Annotated in this window: 22 protein-coding genes and 2 pseudogenes; 11 read left to right on the top strand and 13 right to left on the bottom strand. The window is 55.2% G+C overall.

Annotation, left to right across the window (positions count from 1 at the left end; genetic code table 11):
- The first annotated feature begins 6 nt into the window (after nucleotides 1–6).
- From AXG89_RS24285 to AXG89_RS24270, 4 genes are read left to right on the top strand one after another with little or no spacing between them, the layout of a single operon-like run.
- Entirely contained in the window at nucleotides 7–903 is an 897-nt protein-coding gene (locus AXG89_RS24285; protein ID WP_062173336.1) for an ABC transporter permease, read from the top strand.
- Nucleotides 893–1819 (top strand): ABC transporter ATP-binding protein, encoded by a 927-nt coding sequence (locus AXG89_RS24280; protein WP_062173334.1) that lies wholly within the window; start codon nucleotides 893–895, stop codon nucleotides 1817–1819. Before AXG89_RS24285 ends, AXG89_RS24280 begins: the two co-directional genes overlap by 11 nt.
- A gap of 31 nt (nucleotides 1820–1850) precedes the next feature.
- The gene (gene cynS / locus AXG89_RS24275) at nucleotides 1851–2300 is read left to right on the top strand and encodes a cyanase (protein WP_062173332.1); all 450 of its coding nucleotides are present in this window, start codon (nucleotides 1851–1853) and stop codon (nucleotides 2298–2300) included.
- A gap of 13 nt (nucleotides 2301–2313) precedes the next feature.
- Complete coding sequence (locus tag AXG89_RS24270; protein WP_062173330.1) at nucleotides 2314–3006, top strand: MBL fold metallo-hydrolase; 693 nt, start codon at nucleotides 2314–2316, stop codon at nucleotides 3004–3006.
- A 276-nt stretch (nucleotides 3007–3282) separates the two neighbouring features.
- Here AXG89_RS24270 and AXG89_RS24265 read toward each other — a convergent pair whose 3' ends face one another.
- The 5 genes from AXG89_RS24265 to AXG89_RS24245 form a co-directional block, all read right to left on the bottom strand.
- The gene (locus AXG89_RS24265) at nucleotides 3283–4200 is read right to left on the bottom strand and encodes an AraC family transcriptional regulator (RefSeq protein WP_062173327.1); all 918 of its coding nucleotides are present in this window, start codon (nucleotides 4198–4200) and stop codon (nucleotides 3283–3285) included.
- 304 nt (nucleotides 4201–4504) lie between these two features.
- On the bottom strand, nucleotides 4505–5560 hold the full coding sequence (locus AXG89_RS24260) for a HoxN/HupN/NixA family nickel/cobalt transporter (RefSeq protein ID WP_062173325.1): 1056 nt from the start codon (nucleotides 5558–5560) through the stop codon (nucleotides 4505–4507).
- 316 nt (nucleotides 5561–5876) lie between these two features.
- Nucleotides 5877–6212 (bottom strand): SH3-like domain-containing protein, encoded by a 336-nt coding sequence (locus tag AXG89_RS24255; protein WP_218778169.1) that lies wholly within the window; start codon nucleotides 6210–6212, stop codon nucleotides 5877–5879.
- A gap of 13 nt (nucleotides 6213–6225) precedes the next feature.
- Nucleotides 6226–6852 carry a nitrile hydratase subunit alpha gene (gene nthA / locus AXG89_RS24250; protein ID WP_062173323.1) on the bottom strand — a complete coding sequence of 209 codons (627 nt, stop codon included), beginning with the start codon at nucleotides 6850–6852 and terminating at the stop codon, nucleotides 6226–6228.
- A gap of 10 nt (nucleotides 6853–6862) precedes the next feature.
- A complete protein-coding gene (locus tag AXG89_RS24245) occupies nucleotides 6863–7333 on the bottom strand; it encodes an SH3-like domain-containing protein (protein WP_082771592.1) in 471 nt (156 codons plus the stop codon).
- A gap of 608 nt (nucleotides 7334–7941) precedes the next feature.
- Between AXG89_RS24245 and AXG89_RS24240 the strand changes: the two genes are divergently transcribed.
- From AXG89_RS24240 to AXG89_RS24215, 7 genes and pseudogenes are all read left to right on the top strand, one after another.
- Nucleotides 7942–9030, top strand: coding sequence for a DMT family transporter (locus tag AXG89_RS24240; RefSeq protein WP_236873547.1), 1089 nt, complete (start codon nucleotides 7942–7944; stop codon nucleotides 9028–9030).
- Nucleotides 9031–9688: 658 nt separating this feature from the next.
- Nucleotides 9689–9916: pseudogene (locus AXG89_RS24235) on the top strand (hypothetical protein); the annotation flags it as partial.
- A 133-nt stretch (nucleotides 9917–10049) separates the two neighbouring features.
- Nucleotides 10050–10153, top strand: a pseudogene (tnpB, locus tag AXG89_RS43195) (IS66 family insertion sequence element accessory protein TnpB); the annotation flags it as partial.
- Nucleotides 10154–10674: 521 nt separating this feature from the next.
- A complete protein-coding gene (locus tag AXG89_RS24230; protein ID WP_062173313.1) occupies nucleotides 10675–11490 on the top strand; it encodes a TlpA family protein disulfide reductase in 816 nt (271 codons plus the stop codon).
- Between the two features lie 165 nt (nucleotides 11491–11655).
- Nucleotides 11656–12078 (top strand): DUF302 domain-containing protein, encoded by a 423-nt coding sequence (locus tag AXG89_RS24225; RefSeq protein WP_062174075.1) that lies wholly within the window; start codon nucleotides 11656–11658, stop codon nucleotides 12076–12078.
- A 99-nt stretch (nucleotides 12079–12177) separates the two neighbouring features.
- Nucleotides 12178–12468, top strand: coding sequence for a DUF4148 domain-containing protein (locus tag AXG89_RS44770; protein ID WP_082771591.1), 291 nt, complete (start codon nucleotides 12178–12180; stop codon nucleotides 12466–12468).
- Between the two features lie 125 nt (nucleotides 12469–12593).
- The gene (locus AXG89_RS24215; protein WP_062173311.1) at nucleotides 12594–13238 is read left to right on the top strand and encodes a hypothetical protein; all 645 of its coding nucleotides are present in this window, start codon (nucleotides 12594–12596) and stop codon (nucleotides 13236–13238) included.
- A 235-nt stretch (nucleotides 13239–13473) separates the two neighbouring features.
- On the opposite strand, the gene AXG89_RS43190 is transcribed toward AXG89_RS24215, so the two are convergent.
- The 8 genes from AXG89_RS43190 to ripB all read right to left on the bottom strand — a co-directional run bounded on the left by AXG89_RS43190 (nucleotide 13474) and on the right by ripB (nucleotide 19340).
- Complete coding sequence (locus AXG89_RS43190; RefSeq protein WP_069638436.1) at nucleotides 13474–13827, bottom strand: hypothetical protein; 354 nt, start codon at nucleotides 13825–13827, stop codon at nucleotides 13474–13476.
- Nucleotides 13824–13997: a hypothetical protein gene (locus tag AXG89_RS43185; protein ID WP_236873546.1), complete on the bottom strand. Its 174-nt coding sequence runs from the start codon at nucleotides 13995–13997 to the stop codon at nucleotides 13824–13826. The genes AXG89_RS43190 and AXG89_RS43185 overlap by 4 nt, the downstream gene beginning before the upstream one ends.
- 15 nt (nucleotides 13998–14012) lie before the next feature.
- Nucleotides 14013–14171, bottom strand: a complete 159-nt coding sequence (locus AXG89_RS44055) for an FAD-dependent oxidoreductase (RefSeq protein ID WP_250645752.1) — start codon at nucleotides 14169–14171, stop codon at nucleotides 14013–14015.
- Nucleotides 14095–14679 (bottom strand): FAD-dependent oxidoreductase, encoded by a 585-nt coding sequence (locus AXG89_RS44050; protein ID WP_250645753.1) that lies wholly within the window; start codon nucleotides 14677–14679, stop codon nucleotides 14095–14097. The genes AXG89_RS44055 and AXG89_RS44050 overlap by 77 nt, the downstream gene beginning before the upstream one ends.
- Before the next feature lie 540 nt (nucleotides 14680–15219).
- Nucleotides 15220–15648 (bottom strand): ester cyclase, encoded by a 429-nt coding sequence (locus AXG89_RS24205; protein WP_062173309.1) that lies wholly within the window; start codon nucleotides 15646–15648, stop codon nucleotides 15220–15222.
- Between the two features lie 49 nt (nucleotides 15649–15697).
- The gene (gene poxB, locus AXG89_RS24200) at nucleotides 15698–17428 is read right to left on the bottom strand and encodes a ubiquinone-dependent pyruvate dehydrogenase (protein ID WP_442861756.1); all 1731 of its coding nucleotides are present in this window, start codon (nucleotides 17426–17428) and stop codon (nucleotides 15698–15700) included.
- 2 nt (nucleotides 17429–17430) lie between these two features.
- Nucleotides 17431–18762 carry an acetyl-CoA hydrolase/transferase family protein gene (locus tag AXG89_RS24195; RefSeq protein WP_062173305.1) on the bottom strand — a complete coding sequence of 444 codons (1332 nt, stop codon included), beginning with the start codon at nucleotides 18760–18762 and terminating at the stop codon, nucleotides 17431–17433.
- A 50-nt stretch (nucleotides 18763–18812) separates the two neighbouring features.
- Nucleotides 18813–19340, bottom strand: coding sequence for a (R)-specific enoyl-CoA hydratase RipB/Ich (gene ripB, locus AXG89_RS24190; RefSeq protein ID WP_062173303.1), 528 nt, complete (start codon nucleotides 19338–19340; stop codon nucleotides 18813–18815).
- Between the last annotated feature and the right edge of the window lie 2 nt (nucleotides 19341–19342).

The raw sequence follows: 19342 nt of genomic DNA, 5'->3' as shown, positions 1-19342 counted from the left end.
GTGATCATGTCGCTATCAACGCGTTTAACGCTCAGGCATAGGGCCGCGCTGTGCTCGCTGGCGGTGCTGGCGCTGCTGGTCATCGTCTGGGAGGCGGCAACGTTGCCTGACGTACCAACCGCCAAAATACAGACAACAGCAAGCGCCGAAGCCACTGAATACGCCATGCTGATGGGCAAGATTCCGGAGACGGGTGCAGCGGATTCAGCGCCAGCGAAGGTGACCGGTTTTCCGACTCCGGCGCAGTTCGTCGAGGAAGCATCGACGCAGATCGCGCATCCCTTCCATGACGACGGTCCGAACGATAAAGGGATTGGCATTCAGCTCGGCTTTTCGCTTGTCCGCGTAGCGACCGGTTATATCCTGGCGCTGCTTGTGGCCGTGCCGCTTGGCTTCCTGATCGGCATGTCAGAGCTCGCGTTCCTGACATTCAATCCCTTTATCCAGGTACTCAAGCCCATCTCGCCCCTTGCCTGGATGCCAATCGCGCTTTACACCATCAAGAGTTCATCGGCCTCCGCCGTGTTCGTGATCTTTATCTGCTCCGTCTGGCCCATGCTGGTCAACACCGTGTTCGGTGTAGCGGCGGTCCGCCGTGACTGGCTAAATGTTGCGCGCACACTCGAAGTGCCGCCGCTGCGACGGGCGCTGACCGTGATCTTGCCGGCTGCCGCACCTACTATCGTGACCGGCATGCGCATCTCAATGGGTATCGCATGGCTTGTGATCGTCGCGGCCGAGATGCTAGTGGGCGGCACGGGCATCGGCTATTTCCTGTGGAACGAATGGAACAACCTGTCGCTGTCCAACGTGCTGTTTTCGGTGCTGCTAATCGGGCTGGTCGGCATGGGCCTCGATTTCCTCTTTGCTCAACTTCAACGCAAGGTGACGTATGTTGACTGACACGGCTAGCCAGACGGGACAGACGGCGAATGCGGCCCCTTTCATCCGCGTTGAAGGCCTTTCCAAGCGATACAAGAAAGACGCGCCACCCGTCTTCGAGAACGTCAGTTTTGCCATTGGGCAAGGCGAATTTGTCTGCGTAATCGGACATTCCGGCTGCGGGAAAAGTACGATCCTTAACGTAGTTGCCGGGCTTGAAGAAGCAAGCAGCGGCCACGTCATCATGGGCAACCGGGAGATATCAGGGCCGGGGCTTGACCGCGGCGTGGTGTTCCAGGGACACGCGCTTCTGCCGTGGCTCACGGTGGAAGCGAACATTGCGTTCGCCGTGCGGTCGCGGCATCCAACATGGACGCGCGCGCAGATAGCGGAGCACGGCATGCGGTTCATCGACATGGTGGGATTGAAGGGCTCGGAAAAGAAAAAACCGTCCGAGTTGTCAGGGGGCATGAAACAGCGCGTCGGCATTGCGCGGGCCTTTGCCCTCGAACCCAAAATGCTGTTACTCGACGAACCGTTCGGCGCGCTCGACGCCCTCACCCGTGGCGTCATTCAAGACGAGTTGCTGAAGATCTGCGCGGCAACGCGGCAGACCGTCTTCATGATCACGCACGACGTGGACGAAGCCATCCTGCTTTCCAGCAAGATCATGCTGATGAACAACGGGCCCCGTGCGCGAATTGCAGAGATTGTCGTGAACACGCTGCCGGCTGATCGCCAGCGCGAAACCATTCATCACGACCCGCAGTTTTATCGGATACGCAATCACTTGGTCGACTTCCTCGTGCGTCGTTCGCGTGAGTTCGGGCCGTCCGATGAAGACGAGCAAACCCAGCCGCGTCTCGTGCGTCCAGGCCTGGACAACGACGGCGCGTCCGCAGGACATTCCGGCGCGCTCATCCGGGCCATCGCTTGAGATTTCATTTTTTCATTAAAGGAGCACTATCATGATTTCCGGTCGCACTGAAGTAACACAAATGATCGTATCCGCCAAAGTCGCCAAGGGTTTGAAATGGAGCGATATTGCCGAAAAAATCGGGCAGAGCAAGGAGTGGACGACCGCCGCGTGTCTGGGTCAGATGACACTGAACAAGGCTCAGGCAGAAATGATGGGGGAGATTTTCGGATTGTCCGAAGAAGCCGTGGCGTGGCTGCAAATCGTCCCTTACAAGGGCTCGTTGCCCAGTGCTGTGCCGACCGACCCGCTGATCTATCGCTGGTATGAAATCGTCAGCGTGTATGGCACCACGATCAAGGAATTAATCCACGAAGAATTTGGCGACGGCATCATGAGCGCCATCGACTTTTCGATGGACATCCAGCGCGAAGCGGACCCGAAGGGCGACCGTGTAAAAGTTGTTTTATCCGGAAAATTCCTGCCGTACAAGAGCTATTAAGCGGCCTTCCAAAATGATCTTCCGACAGTTCTTCGATCCAGCGTCAAGCACATTCACGTACCTTTTGGTATCGCGCGAAAATGGCGAGGCGCTGATCATCGATCCCGTCAAATCGCAGTCGGAGACCTACGTGGCGGCGATTAACGCCATGGGTGCGCGACTCGTTCACGCGATTGATACCCATACGCACGCCGATCACATCACAGCACTAGGTGACTTGCGTGATGCAACGGGTTGCGTGACGATCATGGGCGACATGTCCAAAGCGCTGTGTGTGTCGCAACGTGTGCGTGAGGGCGATCTGCTGAAGGTGGATGGGATTGAACTGAAGGCGATCTATACGCCGGGCCATACCGATGAATCGTTCAGTTTTGTACTGAATCCGGCAAAGCCGCAAGCCGTTTTTAGCGGCGACGTATTGCTGATTCGCGGCAGCGGCCGCACCGACTTCCAGGGCGGGGATGCCCGCCGCTCCTGGGATTCAATCGTCAATAAGCTCTTTACGTTGCCCGACGAAACCGTGCTCTACCCGGCGCATGACTATAAAGGCTGCACAGCGTCGACCATAGGCGATGAGCGTCGGCTTAATCCTCGTCTGGCCGGCAGGACTGAAAGCGAATATGTCGCCACTATGGAAGGGCTTCGTCTGCCGAATCCCGCGATGATGGACATCGCCGTTCCTGCAAACCTGGCGTGTGGACAATAGCCGGTAGGGCCATTTTCCCTTTGCTGACGACATTCATCGGCGTCGATATAATTAACTTCGACGAAACCAAGGGGTGCTTTTCGGCTCGAAGGTGTCGAATTTAAGGGGTTTCGCTTTTATAAGGCTCAACTCAATTAACATGAGGGCCAACAAGAGATAGTACGCCCGCGCCACGGCACTCCGTTACCGCGTCGGCACGATGTTGACGACTTATCCCGAACGCCAGAGCCCAAGCTAGCTCGACGGATTTGTAGCAAGGCTTGTCGACTCGTCCAATCAAACACGCGTTTGCCGGAATAGCCCTGGGCCTACCCCGAAGGCGTCCTTAAATTTTTTGCTAAACGCGGATTCTGACTGGTAACCAACATCATCCGCTATTTCGGCGATGGGTTTTAAGGTTCGAGAAAGAAGCATACCGGCGAGTTGCATCCGTATGCGAGCGAGCAGGACCATCGGCGAATCGACGCTCAAAGCGGAAAAAGCACGAGTGTACGTGGCGCGTGACATCGCTGAGCGTTCCGCAAGCAGTTCGATCGTCCATTTTTCCGCAGGGCGCTCAAGCATGGCGATGACGGAGGCCCCAATACGCGGGCTGGCAAGCAATGTCAATATGTCCACCGATGCCGGTTGAAGCGCGACATGTGCCCGTAGCATCATGGCAAACAACGCGGTACATAGCGCGGACACAATTGAAAGTGCGCCAGGCCCAGCCTGGTCGGCTTCCCTTCGCATAATTCCTACAATACTTGCCAGATCGCTTACATTACCGCTCAAAAAGGGCGCGACAACAATATCAGGTAGGACAGCGATCAAGAGCGCATTCGGCAAATAGTCAAACCTTCCGCATAACAGGTCAATGTCCGGATCATTCGTTTGACTGTTTGTGCTTACTGTGACCGCGCCATTGAAGTGACTTGTCAAGGCGGAAGTGTGGACGTCGGCGCCTACCCGACGATGCACAGATAACACGTGTGCATCGCCGCGCGGCAGCATGGCGATGTGACCAGCACGTAGCACAGTTTCGGGACCGTCGCGTAGTCGAAGAACGCACTCCCCGCTGACAACGACGTGAAACAGCGCTTCGCCGTCGGGCATCCGGGCGTGGTCGAGGGACCAGTCTCCGCCTAAAAGGCAGCGCTTTTGCAGCGACCCTCTAAGACGGCTTAGCTCGATCAACCGGTCAAGTGCATCCATCGAATCGCTCGCTTATCTGCGCGGAAACCGGAGCATAACACCTAGGCCATGCAAAAATGGCTTGCGCCAATTTCTGCAAGGGCGTCCTGACCGCGCTGAACGATCGTTACTGTTCTTAACAATTGCACCGAAGCCTCCTACGGAAGCAGCAATATTCCCTCCACGCAGAATTTGCGTTGAAAACGAACCTCACGCAAGTGCGACCATGATCTGGACGTCCCGCGCCGGGAGTGCGCGCCAGCGGAGCGAAGTTTTCATCGCTTGCGTTAGCGATCTTTCAAGCAGACCAGTCGCCCCTTTCACACTATCCCTTGAGCTCGTTAGTGTTGAACGTTTGACGGCGGTGGATCCAACCGGAGACGAACCAGCTAAAGATAAACACACCTATGATCACATAACCTAAAGTGCCGAAATTCTCGTTCAAAGCACCCACGATATCCCACAATTGACCCTGTGGCTTAAACCTATCAGCGATCAACCCAAGCGCTTCGACGCCGCCTACAATGATCGCCACCGCGACAGAGATAAGCGTTATCGTTGCATTGTAGTAAATTTTTCGAAGCGGTTGTAGATAAGCCCAACCATAGGCGCCGAGCATCAGGTGGCCATCAACTGTGTCAACGAGCGACATACCTGCGCTGAAAAGAAGCGGAAATACCATAATCGCCCAAGGTGACAGCCCGTGCGCTGCCTGGTCCGCAGACAGGCCGAGCAACGATATCTCGCTTGAGGTATCGAATCCCAACCCGAAGAGGAAGCCAAGCGGAAACATATGCCAGCTTGCGCTGACAAAACGAAACACCCGCCGGAGTATCCGGGAGATAAGACCGCGCTTTGAAAGTAGTGCGTCAAATTCGTCGTCGACGTAGGCGCCTCCACCCCTCACCCTACGCAAAGTTTTCAGGATCGAAATAAGAATAAGCACGTTCATCAAGGCAACCGTGAGCAGGAAAAGCGTCGATACTGACGTGCTAACTATTGCCCCGATCGCCTTATACTGCGCGAAACGACCCGTCATCGCGGTGGCTATAACAGCGACCGCTACGGAAACCAAAATAACGACGCTTGAATGTCCGAGGGAAAAGAACAAACCAACAGTGACCGGGCGTTTGCCATCTTGCATCAATTTGCGCGTCACATTATCAATCGCCGCGATGTGGTCCGCGTCTACCGCATGGCGTAAGCCAAAGCCATAAGCGAGCAAAGCGGTGCCCAGTAGAACTGGATGTAACCGGAATGCAATGAAGGCCCATAGCCACGCTACAATGTTTAAGCCGATTAGGAAGCCGTATGTGCCAACTAACTTGCGACGAATTGGCTTGTTGGATTGACTAAAAATGGCAATGACCTGCGCAAACATAATATCCCGCTTGAGAGTGTGAGCATCGCTATCAGATTAACAAGTCAGTCTGTGTCTCATGCCGCCGGCCTAACGAAGTGCGCCGGTAATGCACGCTTGATGCGCGATCGATCGTTGTTTTGTGCCAGACCCAGCCATGTGCAACCAAGCCTGGATTGCGCAGGCGCGTTATCCACGGTTGCTGAAGGAATGTCGAATAGCAGCACCGACTCGGCGACTGTTACCTAGTTTCTACAGCCGCCGATATCCGGTCCATCAACCCGGTCACAAGACACCGCACGCCGATGTCGAGTCTCAGAGTTCCGAAACATTGAGACTAAACTGGGACACCGAGGCGGACGGAAACTTCCTTGGTCTTACGTCCAATTTCATCGGGTGTCAGCACGCCTTTTTGCAGTAGGCAGTGCGATGCGGACACGATCCACTTTTCGTAGTACGTCAGCTTCGCTGCCATCTCAGCTCCGATTTCTTCTGTACCGCGGCGCTTCTCTTCGGTGTTCACAATCTTGTGAAAATCAAGAACGTCCAGGAGTGCATGGCAGCGTTTTTCCCATGGCAAAAGCTCGTGCTCAGCCATGGGAACAGGCTCGTGGGCGCCCGTCCCGCCAAAGTCGTTGACAAGCTTTTTGACAAGCATCGATGTATCGATCACTTTCACTCTCCTATTAAGCGTGCGGGACGGAAACACCAATCATGGTGTCGCGCGTAACCAGTTTAGCCAACTGTGCTTCCGTGTAGTGCTCGGTACCCTTAGGTCTGACGGGCAACACTAAGTAACGCAGATTTGATGTCGAGTCGTTGACACGCACTTCGACGTTGTCAGCGATATGAGTGCCAAACTCTGCGAGAACGGAACGCGGTTCTCGTACGGCTCTCGAGCGATACGGCTTACTTTTATACCAATCTGGGGGCAAGCCCAATACTGGGCGGGGGTAACAAGAACAAAGCGTACAGACAATGAGGTTGTGAACCGAATCGGTGTTTTCAAGAACAGTGAACTGCGTGTCGTCGTAGATTGAGATTCCCATTTCTTCGGAGGCTGAATTCCCATTCGCAAGAAGCCTTTCCTTGAACTTGGGGTCCGTCCACGCGCGAGCAACTAGTTTCGCGCCAAGCGTGGGCGATCTCGAGTCGAGAACCTCAATCTGGTGACGTACCTCATCGGCGGTGATCAAGCCTCGCTCAATGAGCAGTTCGCGAATCGACAATTCGAGGATCGCATAGTAGCTAGGCATATCGTCATGCTCAATCGCCGCATGCTCCGAATGATCGTGTACGTGTTCTTCAGCCATTTTTTAGCTCCTAAGCCTTTTCAAGCCAGTTTTCAAAAGTTTCAAGTTGGAGATGGTCTTCGCTCGCGCCCGTATAGTCGGGCCACAAATCCCTTTGAGAGAATCGGACCTGATAAACCCAAAGCGGGCTACCTGCATTCCGCCCGAATGCCTCTTCCTCTGGATTGACGTGCTGGTCGACTACCCGGACGACCAATCCCTGCTTGCCGCGAAGATAGAAAGGCGTCCGGTAGTGCCCGATCGGATAGCGCATAGAAACCGCGACTTGATCGCCGACTTTAAAGGGGGAAACGCGCCCGTCTCGGTTGACGACTCCGGAAATGGGTAGCTCAAGAGCTCTTGCCGAGGCAAAGGCACTGTAGCCCATCGCAACGGCGGCGCCACTAGCAGCTAACGCCTTTAGCCATGACCGCCGGGAAAGCGTCTGTTGCGATGACGCACCTTGTGCGCGACTCAAATGAGGGAAACCAGGTGTTGTCATAGCTGCCTTTTGTTAGTCCTGCTTGGAGCGATGTCAAGTTCAAAGCTTGACCGAGATTCAAAGTCGACCTGCGTGACCGAAGACTACATGTAGACGTCTTAACTAGGACTGCTGTTCCGGCTCAAATTCATGTTCAAGAAGCTCATTCGAATATCCGCTGTCTTTTTAAGGCTCTGTACGACTAAACCGGGCTGCGCATGACGATTCCATAGAAAGAACTTTAGAACTGTTGCGGCTTAAACTCCAATCGAATCACGCCACTTTCGCGACGGAAGGTAGAAATCACCGTGTGGCACTCTTCCGGGGACGCACACAAAAAAATGTATCGGCGGTTCTGGCGCGGCCGTTCGCCCGACAATCGCTAGGCGGGACACGAACGACCGGACGGCATGGCTGGGGTGGACTATCACGCCATCTTGCATTTAAGCGCCGGTCGAAGGTTTGACGGCCGAACTCTTTCGGTCCGATCCTCTTATCGGAGACATTTTCCGGTTCTATGCAACAAGCCAGCACTCGATCGCATGATCGGTTACAGGTGGACTCGCGCACAGCGCGCATAACAGCAACGCTGGCGTCGAATAAACATATTGAGCGGAACGAGCAGCCGGATGATTCGCCGCCGCATTCCCATCTGCTTCATACGTGCGTACATTCGTTCTGCGATGACCTCCTACATCGGGGGACTTTTTGTCGAGCAATTTGTGACGCGCTACTCGGGTCCATTACACCGCAATCTCAAAGGTCAGCGTGAGCGTTTCTGCGCGCCAAACAGGAGTTCGTACGATATGCTTAACGTCGTTGGACCAGTCATATTCGTCCTCATGTGGTCCACGGGACTTGTCGTTGCACGTGCAATTGTGTCGCACGCGTCCTTGGGCACGTTTTTGTTCGTTCGGATGATGTTGAGTGCGGGTCTGCTCGGTGGGATCGCCCTTCTGATGAAGGAAAAGTGGCCATCTCCCAAGCAGTTACTACTCCATCTGAGCGCCGGTGCGCTGCTACACGGCGTCTATCTATGCGCGGCTTACTGGACGGTGGCCCGTGGAATGCCGGCAGGAATAATGTCTTTGATGGGTAGCATGCAGCCGTTGGTAACCGCGGCGGCGCTTTTCTTTATCGACCGCGAGGTACCGCCGACTCGTACGTTGGCCGGTCTGGCGACGGCCTTTGCCGGCGTCGTTTGTGTGCTCGCTCCAGCGCTCAGCAATAACGGCTATGGTCATATTGGCGTTTCTAATATCGTCGCCGCAATAACTGCTGTAATCGGCATGACAGCTGGAACCATCATTCAGCGTGGGAGACTATCCAGTGACGGGGTACGCGTATCCGGAAGCATCCAAAATGTCGGCGGAGCAATGGTTGCTCTAGTTGGGATGTTTTTTGGTTCGTTTGGTCGATGGGATAACTTGCCCATTGTTTGGTTTAGTTTAATATGGTCTGTCGTAGGACTTTCGGTCGGCGCTGTATTGCTGCTGATTTGGATGGTTCGATCTCAAGGAGCCGCCAAGATGAGTACGTTGTTGCTGGCGGTACCTGCACTCGCCGCGGCCGAGGCTTGGTTCATATTCGGGGAAAAATTAACATTTGTTCAGATCATCGGTTTCGTTCTGGCCGTATCAGGCGTTGTCGTTGCTCGTGGAAAAGCCAAAGCCCTCCCGCAGCAACGAGTCCAAGTAAAAAAATTGGGCAACGCCTAAAAAGAAATTCTTAAGCAACACAAGCGAGGCACCAGCGATTCCCGAGGGTTGCTGGTCTTGGCGCTGTGGCTGACGGCACCTCTTGTGCACTTTGAGCGCCTCGTCCAGTGGCGCGGTCTAACAGCCAGGCGTTGAATGAATTAATCCTTGGAAGCAGCAAAGAATACTCATCGTTTTGGCGTGGCTGTTTTGGTGGCGGTTGCTATGGATACCAACATCAGGGGTAAACCTCCACCGACGACAGGACAATGACTTATGCTATTTTTGCGACTTCCTTGCAGTTCCAAACGCCGCGCGTACATCGCAGCTGTGCTAATCGTCTATTGGATGACCTTAGCTATGACCGCACAGGCTGAAATTTTGGCATAGCGTCCTCGCTCCATGCTTCGCTTTCAAAGCAAATACGACATACAGAAAACAGTGTCGCGGTTCAAGGTAGCCCGAGCCTCGCACGGAGTAACGCTATTCGCGGATGTTGATCAGGACTCCGCCGCGACGAACGTCGGATCGTTGTTGAGATCACGGCGGCTTGTTATGTTCTGGAGCCCGAAGGCTGGCATTAAGCGAGTGTGCAGCACCGTCTGTTCATAGCGACGCGGCATCTGCATGCTCCATGTGAGCGCACCGCGTCCGCCGCCGCGGCTTAAGGAACTACACACAAGAATTCCGGGAGATGGTGCTGGCGCAAGCTAACGACCCGGAACTTTCGATCGCTGATGTTGCTAAGGAACACGGTCTGAACAAGAACATGGTCGCGAGTGGTGACGCCAACGTTCGCCTGCGCCACCGAAGACGCGGTCGCCTGCGCCAGAATCATTTCTCCATTTCTCCCGCGCAGATCACGCCGTCGTTAACGCAGCACCCAACCATCAAGGTGGAGCGCTAAGCGGTTCGGGTCCGCTCGAAGACACTCCTGATTTCGACGTGCTGCGCGTCGCGTTGGCTTACTTGTGTGATGCGTCAATGACGCTGGTACCACCAACTGGACACGTGTGTGGCTGGTCGCGGGCGTCACCGACATGCGTGCGGGCTTCAACAGCCTCGCAGCGATGGTGCAAAGTGTTCTCGACGTGATCGGTTCAGTGGTCACCCGTTCGTCTTCCGCTTTTCCGGCAAGCGCGGGATACTCGTGACATAGTGAATCCTTTAATTAGAAGCCCACAACTTGAGCGGGTCTCTGCTTCCTGTCGAGCCTTGAAGCGAGGCGGCCGCCGTTCCTTAATGGCACGTACACTTTCCCTGACGGCTTCCGAATCGAGCGCGGCAACCGCTCAAGGCACTTGTAGCTCGCTCCAGATGGATGGTATTCCAAAGCACGATGGCTGCGGTCAGCAGATTGAGATCGCTGGCTCAGGGTCGCAAGCATCGGCAAGCGGACCCTGACTAACCGCTACATCAGCAAACCATCGCGAGCGCATCCCCATTGGAACACTCGACCTCGCAGCAACATCTTAGCAATGCTAAAACGTCAAGTCTCGCAAGGCTGGACGGCAATCGACAAGGCATCTTGAGACGATTGCGCATACCAATGCGACGATGCGGCATAAGCACGGCAATCCGTCCGTCGTACACTTTCGGCTTCGCACGGGCACTTATTGGCGTCTGCGCAGGCTCCTCAATCCATCATCTAACGGGCAGTACCAAATGAACTTTGGCTTTTTTACGCTACCCGTACCACCACTAATTTTGTTTTTTAGCGTCGTGATTTCTTTATTTGCTGGACGGTTTCTTGGAAGGGGCCGTGCCCACGTGGACAATGCCCTGTTCACCAGCGTCTTCATCGGATTGGTGGTCGCGCGGGCGTCGTTCGCCCTGCGCTACCTTCCCGCCTATAAAGAAGATCTACTCAAGATCCTCGACCTCCGCGATCGCGGATCCGATCCGATCCCGGGCCTGATCGCCGGGGCGTGCGTTGTGTCCTGGTTCCTTTTGCGCCGCCGTGCGGTGCGCATGCCGTTGTCAGCGGCAGTCGTAACCGGCGCTCTAGTCTGGAGCACCGCTACGGTAGCAATGGATTTTTCAAGGCTGCCCGAGAACATTCCGGCTGTCTCGCTTGTCGACGTCGACGGCTCTATTCGCCCACTAACCATAGGCGACGGCAAACCGACGATTGTGAATCTATGGGCAACGTGGTGCCGGCCTTGTCAGGCGGAGCTGCCAGTTCTGGCCGACGCGCAGGCGAGCAATTCGGGGCTCGACATCGTGTTCGTCAATCAGGGCGAAAAGCCCGAGGCAGTAACCGATTACCTCACGTCTCACAATATTCATATCTGCAACGCGCTGCTCGATCCCGGACTTGGAGTTGCAAGGGCGGTGTCGGCGAACGCCTATCCCACTACGCTTTTTTATGACGCGAAAGGCCGATTGTTATCGGTGCATCTGGGTCAGTTTTCGCGCGCGACGTTCACAGAGGCTGTTGAGCGGTTCTATCCTGGGATTGCAGCAAAGAGGGCTCAGTAACTTTAGGCGACGTTACAAAGCGCCGCTTGCTGCACGGACCAATAAGACGACGGAACCTTCGCTTAGGACGGGACAATGACTGATCACATCACGCGACTTTCTCGCAGTTACACACGGCGTGCATACTGCGGGGCTCTTTTTGTAGCTTTCTGTATGACATCTGCCATGACCGCACATGCTGGAACCGCTGGCGAACACCCGTCCTCCGTGCTTACCTTACAAAGCAAATACGACTTTCAGACGACCGTGTCGCGGCTCAAGGCTGCCCTAGCATCGCGAGGCGTAACGCTTTTCGCCGATATCGATCAAAGCGCCGCCGCGACCGGCGCCGGAATGTCGCTAAGACCTACGCGGGTTTTCCTTTTCGGAAACCCGAAGGCCGGAACGCCAGTCATGGCGGCTAATCCGCATGCTGCATTGGAACTGCCGTTGAAGGCGGTGGTCTGGGAAGACGCCGAACATGGCGTGCACGTGGATTATCAGGATGTCACTATCGCACTCGGCCGCGACTATACGATCGATCCGCAAGTGTATGCGGCCTTAAAGCAAACTCCGGCGTTGCTGCGTACGGTTGTCGGACAAGACTGACTGCATGTAATGAACGAAGGCCAAGGGTTGAATGAGACGCAGAGCATTAAGACGAGATGATCTCGCCTAATCCAGGGCTATATGCCGCCCGTATAGTGGATTCACTCTTTCGACCATTCACCTATTTCACGCCCACAGGTACGAGCGGAACTAATCGCGGCCGAAATGGCAGGACTCTCTCCGCTCAGCGATGTGCACTATCCTGATTCCAGGGCCAACACAGTGGCTAATGCCGCGACGAAAGAAAACTTGGATAGGCCGCCAAGCGTGGCTCATGAAACGGATTATGGCAAAAGCACGGGAAGCACATCCGAGTCGGGATCGAACAAGACCCGTTCATGTGACAATTCTCATCTATCTCCTGCGATCGAAGATTATCGCGGTGGTTAAGCGAACGGTCTCGCCAGGCCGATCGCTGTGCCATGCAGTTGGCTTTATTGCAAACGGTCCGGGTCAAGTGATACGGTGCGGGTCGCGAATAACATTGAAGCTACGTTACGGAAAGAGAACAATCCATGCAGTGTCTGAAAGGCGTTTTGATCGCCCTGAGCTTTCTTGGCATGACCACCGGCACACATGCGCAGTCGACAACGGAGCTTCCGTTTGAGACGCACGCAGCGTTTTTTTCTGCTGAGGTCGGCTTGCCGGTTGCGATCGATCCGCAAGTATTCGTTATCGACAACGACGCAGCGGCTGCGGTCGGCGCTCAAGGAATTTTCCATATCGTCGGACTTAGGAATGCGCGAGTGTCGGATTCGCCGGTGCTACCCGTTTACTCCGCTATCCGCAAACCCTTGCATATGAACTTGGGGCAGTGGCTTGGTGCGAGAGGAGCCGCAAGACTCACGCCGCTTTCAGATGGTCGCGAAACGGTGGCGGTACAGCTAGCGGGACTGGTGCCGGGCCCGCGCTATAGTTTGTTTGAAAATCATTTCGATCAACAGCCGATCGGTTTCAGCCCACTCGATGGCACCGGTATAAAGAACACGTTTAAGGCCGATTCCAGCGGTGCGGCTAGGGTGACGGTCACTGCTCCTAAAGTACTTACGCACGAGAATGCCATTCTGATTGTCTATCACTCGGATGGACTTGCGCATGGGAAACTGCGCGGCAGGATCGGCCGGGACGCGCATCATCAGTTGATCGCGCGCGTGCCTTGATTGCAGCGAACAAGATCTCGGACCCAATACCTTCTTCGCGTCTCAGGGGCGAGGGAATGTGCGCGACCGAACCAGTTCCCTCGAGCCTTCGAAGCCAAATCCCGAGTGGGCGAAGGAAACTCGCTTAGCTTTTAACGATTGGCTTTTCGGCAGCGATGAATGCTGTTTCGTAGTTTACATATTCCGTCTCGCTCACAATCCCATTGCCGTCCACGTCCATCGACGTCATGATCGTTTACGAAATTGCGCTGTCAGCATTTTTTAGGGCGCCGACGATGCCGTTCATAAACTGGTCATGCGACAAGAGACCGTCCGTGTTTGCACCAAGAGCTTGAAAAAGTTGATCTGCTTGAACTATCGTCTCACCAAATTGCTGTGCGACAGATTCAAAACTTGCTTTCATTATGAAGCCATCCGGTTTTCCGTCAGGGCCAAGCGTCGGATGCGAGATGATCGCGTCGCGTACGGCGGTGTACGGCAGTTTGCCCAGCATTGCCATTTGAACCGTCGTTACAATCTCGCCGGCTTGCGAACCTGCTATCGTAAAGCCGAAAATTTGATCTGAGTCCGCCGCTATGATCGCCTTCATGAACCCGTGCGTATCGCCTTCGTTGGCGCGCGCGGAATGCCCGCCACCGGCAATTTGACAACACGCACCGCCATGCCCAGGCTCGCGGCATCAGTTTCGTTGGGGCCGATCCGGCCAAGTTTCGGTTCCACGAACAGCGCGTAGGGGATGACGCGGCTGCGGGTCGTCACTGTGCCACCGGAGAGCTACGACTTTAGCACGCGGTAGTCATCGAACGACGCTTGAGTGAACATCGGTGTGCCAGCGACTTCGCCAATTGCCCACGTATTATCTGCTGACGTCGAGAGTCGCTCGTCCACGTTCACGAAGCCACGCGCCTCGAGTTCGACACCTGCCGCGTCCATCCCAATGCGCTGCGTGCGCGAAATGCGGCCCGTCGCAAAGAATCTCGGTACCACTGACACGAGTGCCATCGGCAAGGTCAACATTGACAATTGCCCCGAGCGGCCGCTGACGCGTCATTTGCACGGATACTCGCACATCGATGCCTTCCTCGCGAAACGCCGCTTCGATTTCGTCCGTGACGTCGGTGCCTTCTCGCATCGCAACGCGGGCCGCTTCTTGCAGTACAGTGACTTTGCTGCCCAGGCGCCGGAATGCTTGCGCCATTTCCAAGCCAATGTAGCCACCACCTACAACGATCAGATGTTCAGGCAAATGTTCGAGGGCAAGTGCTTCAACGTGCGTCATGGGTTGAGCGTCGCGCAGGCCTGGGACATTGGGAATCGCGACGTACGTGCCAGTATTGATAAAGACGTGCGTTCCTTCGACGACTCGCTCGCCACCTACCCCACAGCGACGCGCACGGTACGCGGCGCGATGGAACTGCCTGTACCGAGGATCAGATCGAATCCAGCGGCATCGAACGCTTTCTGGTTAGTGTTGACCATCCGTCAACGATGGCGCGAACGTGGCGATGCACTTCTTCATGTTGACTTTCTTGTCATCGGTGCCGTGCGTAGTGGCGTCAGCCGAGCGAACCGCGTGCATCAGGCGCGCACTCTGGATAAGCGCCTTTGCTGGGATACATGCAATGTTGATGGACGATCCGCCGATCATTCCTTCTTCGACGACGGCCAACCGTTCCTAATTTTGAAAGTTCCATGGCGAGCGATTTTCCGCCTTTCCCGTCACCTAAAAAAACATAATCAAATTTTCGAAAGTAGTTGCGGACATCGTGATCTCCTTAGTTGAATATCGCGGACGCCTTTTTGATATTTCCGTTAGCGTAAATGTCTAAGGCACTATAGACGGCGAATAGCGCGCTGCCGTTGTGCGGGACGCTCGATATTTTGCTTACTCCTCTCAAAATGACCATCGTGTCTTAAGCGAGCGCCTACGCTATGGTCCGACAATCAGGCACCCAATCTAAAAGCAAATTAGTAAGAAAGGTCAGGGCGTCCTGCCGATTTGTTGGAACACACTGAGCCAATCCTCGAGATGCCACGTCCGCATGATTTTGCCGTTTTTCACTTCGTGAAAGGCATGAACAGCGAACTTGATCGGTTTTGACGTCGCCGCCACGCCGATTATCGGACCGGTTTGCGTTCCAGAAACACTGGCACGAACGGCGACGCGGTCGTCGCTGACGAGAACATCGAGCAGATCAATCTTCATTTTGCGCAGCCCGAACGCCAGCCTTTTAAACGCCGGAATCAACTGGTCAGGGCCAAACTGGTCATCGGATATCGCAGGAATATATTGCCAATCGCGAGATACAACTGTGCGCAACAGTTCAATATCGTGCGCGGCGATCGCTCGGTAAAAATCGACGATAAGCCGTCGTTGCGGCGAGTGGGGCATTTCGTGCAGATGTTCCATATTAGCTCCTAGGCGCACGATAAATGAACATCAAACTTCGCTTGGGAAGTTAGCGAAAGTACGTGTTCGCCAGTTCGACAACTTCATCAGCTCGCCCGTTCAGCACCGCTCGAATCATGTACAAACTAAAGCCCTTTGCCTGAGCCCACTGTACCTTAGGGGGCAATGCGATCTCGTGTTTCGCTGTGACCACGTCGACGAGAACGGGACCGGGACGCGCCAGCGCCCGCTCCAACGCGTCCAGCAAATCTTCCGATTTTTCGACGCGGATACTGTAGATTCCCGCGCCTTCCGCGATCGCTGCGAAATTGGTGGCGCTTAGATCGGTGCCGGTATCAAGGTAGCCGCCCGCCTTCATCTCCATCGCGACGAAGCCTAATGAACTGTTGTTAAACACGACAACCTTGATCGGCAAGTTTAGCTGGCGGGCGCTCAGCAGATCACCAAGCAACATGGACAAACCACCATCGCCCGACAATGAGATCACTTGCCGCTCAGGTTGCGCCGCCTGCGCTCCCAGTGCCTGGGGCATAGCATTGGCCATCGAACCGTGATTAAACGATCCGATCAGCTTCCTTGACCCGTTCATTGTGAGATATCTTGCCGCCCAGAGCGTCGGTGTGCCGACATCAGCCGTAAAAATGGCGTCTTTATCCGCAATTTCATCTAACAGCCGGGTTAGGTATTGCGGATGGATCGGCCGTCCCGGGGGCGAAGGACGCGCGTATTCGTCTAGGTCTTTGCGCGCTACCGCATAGTGCTTCTTAGCGTTTTCGAGAAACCGACGATCGCTTTTCACTGTCAGCCGCGGCAAAAGTGCCTCGATAGTTTCACGGACACCGCCTACCAGCCCAAGTGCAAGAGGTGTCCGCTTTCCGAGCGCACTGCCGCGAATATCGATCTGGATGATCTTCGCTTTCGGCGGGTAGAAATTCCGGTAGGGGAAATCCGTACCCAGCATAACCAAGGTTTCGCAGGACATCATGGCGTGATAACCAGAACTGAAGCCGATGAAACCCGTCATACCAACGTCGAATGGATTGTCGTGCTCTACGTACTCCTTTCCGCGCAGTGCGTGCACGACGGGCGCGGCGAGTGTATCCGCAAAAGCAACAATTTCATCGTGTGCGTCCGCGCATCCGCTGCCGCAGAGCATGGTCACGGCGCTCGAATCATTTAGCAAATCCGCGAGACGGTTCAGATCGAATTCAGCTGGCACAATAGTGGGCGGATCTGCGTCAACCCAAGTCGGCATCGTAGAGGGTGCGTCGCCTAGGGCGACGTCTCCTGGCAAGACAATCACAGCCACGCCCCGCTCGGTGATCGCGGTGCGCATTGCACGTTCGAGTACACGTGGGAACTGGTCGGCGCTGGTTACCAGTTCGACGTAGTGACTGCATTCTTTAAAGAGTTCTGTAGGATGAGTCTCTTGAAAATAGCCAAGCCCAATCTCGGTGGATGGGATATGGGCGGCGATGGCGAGTACAGGAACGTGATTGCGGTGGCAGTCGAAAAGACCGTTGATAAGATGCAGATTCCCAGGGCCGCAACTTCCTGCGCATACCGCCAATCGCCCTGTCACCGCTGCTTCGGCTCCGGCGGCGAACGCAGCACTTTCTTCGTGCCGAGTGTGCATCCAGCTAATCGATTCGACTTTTTCGAGGCTGGCGGACAGGCCGTTCAGGCTGTCACCCGTAACGCCCCAGATTTTCGTAACACCTGCTGCCTCGAGTGTCTTCGTAAGGTAGTCAGCTAAATTATTGCTCACGGTGTGTCTCAATATCAAAGAAGGTGCAGTTCGCGGGCCTGCGCGTTCAGAGTTTCGCGAACGTCGGGATGAGCGAGCCGGATCAGCGCTTTGGCGCGTTCGGTCGAAGACAAGCCTTTCAGATTGGCTACGCCGTATTCGGTCACGACCAGATGCGTATCAGTGCGCGGCGTCGTGACAGGACCATTCAAGCGAGCAACAATCTTCGACACATGGCTCGCACCTACGGTTGAGTGAAACGCGATGATTGACTTGCCGCCCCGCGATGCATATGCGCCCCGAACAAAGTCGAGTTGACCGCCGGTGGCGCTGTACTGGTGCCCTTTGACATGTTCGGAATTACACGCTCCCGTCAGGTCCATCTCGATGGTCGAGTTCACCGAAACGACGTTGTCGTTTTGTGAAATCACATGCGGGTCGTTGACGTAATTGACAGGGTAGCTTTCCACAGTCGGGTTATCGTTCATAAAGTCATACATTGCCTTGTTGCCCATCGCGAACGTGAACACGGATTTACCGCGATTGAGCGTCTTGCGAGAATTGTCAACCGCGCCTCGCTGAATCAGGTCGACCAAGCCAGGCGTGAGCAACTCAGTATGGATGCCAAGATGCTTGTGGCTTGCAAGCGCGCTGCACACGGCGTTGGGCAGCGCGCCAATACCCATTTGGAGGCAGGCACCGTCGGTGATGAGCTCAGCAATAGCGGCGCTGATCACTTTGTCTTCCTGCGTCGGTGCTTTGGGGTTCAATTCGGGAATGGAATGATTGGATTCCACAATGGCGTCGACTTCGGAGATGTGGATCAGAGAGTCCCCGAACACACGCGGCATATTGGGATTGACCTCGACGATCAACCGACGCGCCGCGCGCGCGACGCCGCTGGTGTAGTCGTTGTTCGTGCCGAAAGTGAAATATCCGTTCGCGTCCATCGGTGAAACCATGACGAGCATCGTATCGATCGGAATATGGTCCGCAAAAAGTCGCGGAGATTGGCTAAATGTATTCGGCACGAAATAGACTACCTTCCGGTCGCCGTCCGCTACTCCGAGCTTGATCAATTCACGCTCTGGCGCACCCATAAACATGCAGTGCGGCTGAATGCGACCCATGAGTGAGTAGCGCAGCAGGCTCTTGCGCAAAAATTCTTCGGAGTGGAAATAATAGACTTTCAATGCGTCAATATCGCCCGCTGCCGCGCGTTCGCCCAGCGCTTCCAGCAGTGCTGGCGGCTGCGACATGGCCATGCCAAGGGCAATCGCCGAATCACTGCGCAGCGTCGAAATTGCCTGGGCTGGCGTTGCGAGTTTGCTCTTGTAAAGTTCTTCTACGTTCAGTTTGATATTCATGATGTTTCTCTGTGTTCGTGGTTGGCAATCGGCCCCTGAAGGTGCATCGATCAGTAGTTAGCATCCGCTTCGGGCGACTGGCCGCGTTTGTAGACCAACATGGTGCGTTCGAATGTCATCACGACCTTCCCTTCCTGGTTGATGCCTTTCGTCTCGACGGTGACGATGCCTTGCGTTGGGCGGCTCTTCGATTCGCGCTTTGATATAACCGTCGATTCGGCGTACAGCGTGTCGCCAGCGAAGACCGGATGCGTTGCACGGACCTTGTCCCAGCCCAGATTTGCAACGACCTTCGCGCTCACTGTACGTACGCTCATGCCCGTGACCAGCGCAAGGGTGAACGTGCTGTCAACGAGCAGCTTTTTCCATTCAGTCTTCGCCGCGTACGCTGCGTCGAAGTGGACTTGCTGTGTGTTCATCGTCAGCAGCGTGTTCCAGATGTTGTCGACGTCGGTAATGGTCCGTCCGGGCCGGTGTTCATAGGTATTTCCCGGCACGAAATCCTCGAAGTACAGGCCCGACGTTTCGCGGAAACGGTTGGCCTCGATCTGGCGATAAGCGGAAATATTGGCGGTCATGG

It is taken from the genome of Burkholderia sp. PAMC 26561, from assembly GCF_001557535.2.
Taxonomy (GTDB): Bacteria; Pseudomonadota; Gammaproteobacteria; order Burkholderiales; family Burkholderiaceae; genus Caballeronia.
This window is presented reverse-complemented; position numbering and strand designations above follow the sequence as displayed.

Coding starts and splice junctions, on each gene's coding strand:
- AXG89_RS24285 (WP_062173336.1), top strand. CDS start 7: ATGTCGCTATCAACGCGTTTAACGCTCAGGCATAGGGCCGCGCTGTGC.
- AXG89_RS24280 (WP_062173334.1), top strand. CDS start 893: ATGTTGACTGACACGGCTAGCCAGACGGGACAGACGGCGAATGCGGCC.
- cynS (WP_062173332.1), top strand. CDS start 1,851: ATGATTTCCGGTCGCACTGAAGTAACACAAATGATCGTATCCGCCAAA.
- AXG89_RS24270 (WP_062173330.1), top strand. CDS start 2,314: ATGATCTTCCGACAGTTCTTCGATCCAGCGTCAAGCACATTCACGTAC.
- AXG89_RS24265 (WP_062173327.1), bottom strand. CDS start 4,200: ATGGATGCACTTGACCGGTTGATCGAGCTAAGCCGTCTTAGAGGGTCG.
- AXG89_RS24260 (WP_062173325.1), bottom strand. CDS start 5,560: ATGTTTGCGCAGGTCATTGCCATTTTTAGTCAATCCAACAAGCCAATT.
- nthA (WP_062173323.1), bottom strand. CDS start 6,852: ATGGCTGAAGAACACGTACACGATCATTCGGAGCATGCGGCGATTGAG.
- AXG89_RS24245 (WP_082771592.1), bottom strand. CDS start 7,333: ATGACAACACCTGGTTTCCCTCATTTGAGTCGCGCACAAGGTGCGTCA.
- AXG89_RS24240 (WP_236873547.1), top strand. CDS start 7,942: ATGATTCGCCGCCGCATTCCCATCTGCTTCATACGTGCGTACATTCGT.
- AXG89_RS24230 (WP_062173313.1), top strand. CDS start 10,675: ATGAACTTTGGCTTTTTTACGCTACCCGTACCACCACTAATTTTGTTT.
- AXG89_RS24225 (WP_062174075.1), top strand. CDS start 11,656: ATGACCGCACATGCTGGAACCGCTGGCGAACACCCGTCCTCCGTGCTT.
- AXG89_RS24215 (WP_062173311.1), top strand. CDS start 12,594: ATGCAGTGTCTGAAAGGCGTTTTGATCGCCCTGAGCTTTCTTGGCATG.
- AXG89_RS43190 (WP_069638436.1), bottom strand. CDS start 13,827: ATGAAGGCGATCATAGCGGCGGACTCAGATCAAATTTTCGGCTTTACG.
- AXG89_RS44055 (WP_250645752.1), bottom strand. CDS start 14,171: ATGGACGCGGCAGGTGTCGAACTCGAGGCGCGTGGCTTCGTGAACGTG.
- AXG89_RS24205 (WP_062173309.1), bottom strand. CDS start 15,648: ATGGAACATCTGCACGAAATGCCCCACTCGCCGCAACGACGGCTTATC.
- AXG89_RS24195 (WP_062173305.1), bottom strand. CDS start 18,762: ATGAATATCAAACTGAACGTAGAAGAACTTTACAAGAGCAAACTCGCA.
- ripB (WP_062173303.1), bottom strand. CDS start 19,340: ATGACCGCCAATATTTCCGCTTATCGCCAGATCGAGGCCAACCGTTTC.